The sequence below is a fragment of the Janthinobacterium sp. P210006 genome, assembly GCF_036231885.1.
In the GTDB taxonomy this organism is placed as follows: domain Bacteria; phylum Pseudomonadota; class Gammaproteobacteria; order Burkholderiales; family Burkholderiaceae_D; genus Janthinobacterium; species Janthinobacterium violaceinigrum.
The window spans coordinates 1-1,336 of the sequence record NZ_JAZARD010000013.1 but is presented as its reverse complement, the minus strand read 5'-3'; the positions used below and the strand labels follow the sequence as shown (position 1 = coordinate 1,336).

The 1,336-nt window shown below is 48.8% G+C and carries 2 tRNA genes and 2 rRNA genes; all 4 read right to left on the bottom strand.

The annotated features are described in order from the left end of the window. A 23S ribosomal RNA gene (locus tag VPH41_RS28430) occupies positions 1–606 on the bottom strand; the annotation flags it as partial. Positions 607–856: 250 nt separating this feature from the next. Beyond that, positions 857–932 (bottom strand) — tRNA-Ala (locus VPH41_RS28425). A gap of 12 nt (positions 933–944) precedes the next feature. Beyond that, positions 945–1,021: transfer RNA gene (locus VPH41_RS28420), tRNA-Ile, on the bottom strand. 100 nt (positions 1,022–1,121) lie between these two features. Continuing rightward, positions 1,122–1,336, bottom strand: a 16S ribosomal RNA gene (locus VPH41_RS28415); the annotation flags it as partial.

Below are 1,336 nucleotides of genomic sequence, written 5' to 3'. Positions count from 1 at the left end.
GGTTAACCTTGCCACTGAATGTAAGTCGCTGACCCATTATACAAAAGGTACGCAGTCACGGAACAAGTCCGCTCCTACTGTTTGTATGCACACGGTTTCAGGATCTATTTCACTCCCCTTCCGGGGTTCTTTTCGCCTTTCCCTCACGGTACTGGTTCACTATCGGTCGATTACGAGTATTTAGCCTTGGAGGATGGTCCCCCCATATTCAGACAGGATGTCACGTGTCCCGCCCTACTTGTCGTACGCTTAGTACCACCGGTCCGATTTCACATACGGGGCTATCACCCACTATGGCTCCTATTTCCAGAGGATTCTGTTATCGGTCCGACTATCACGTACAGGCTCTTCCCATTTCGCTCGCCGCTACTTTGGGAATCTCGGTTGATTTCTTTTCCTGCAGCTACTTAGATGTTTCAGTTCGCCGCGTTCGCCTTGCATACCTATGTATTCAGTATGCAATACCCTAAAAGGGTGGGTTGCCCCATTCGGAAATCTGCGGATCAAAGTGTGTTTGCTCACTCCCCGCAGCTTATCGCAAGCTACTACGTCCTTCATCGCCTGTAATCGCCAAGGCATCCACCATGTGCACTTATTCGCTTGTCCCTATAACGTTAGCCTCTTCATTCTTTCAAACGAAAAGAGCGCTACAGGGATAAGAAAGTACAACGTTGTTGCTTGTTTGTTGATACATACAATCATTACCCATCGATTTACCTTTTACGGCAAACCGATCAATAAATAATCTTTACTTCTTCCAGATTGTTAAAGAACGAAACAGCTTTGATCGCTAAAAGATCAAACCTAAACCACAGTCTTGTTGACCGGCTTACGTTTGCACTTTCGAGTAAAACTTTGGTGGAGGATGACGGGATCGAACCGACGACCCCCTGCTTGCAAAGCAGGTGCTCTCCCAGCTGAGCTAATCCCCCGGGAATGTGTACTGGTAGGGCTGGTTGGACTCGAACCAACGACCCCCGCGTTATCAACACGGTGCTCTAACCAGCTGAGCTACAGCCCCAACGCGGAACTACTACGATTACTGTTTCTTCTTAATTAAACAGCCGATAAGTGTGAACATTTGATGCGTGAACCAGTTACCTGATTCGTGCAAACTCTAGAAAGGAGGTGATCCAGCCGCACCTTCCGATACGGCTACCTTGTTACGACTTCACCCCAGTCACGAATCCTACCGTGGTAAGCGCCCTCCTTACGGTTAAGCTACCTACTTCTGGTAAAACCCGCTCCCATGGTGTGACGGGCGGTGTGTACAAGACCCGGGAACGTATTCACCGCGACATGCTGATCCGCGATTACTAGCGATTCCAACTTCATG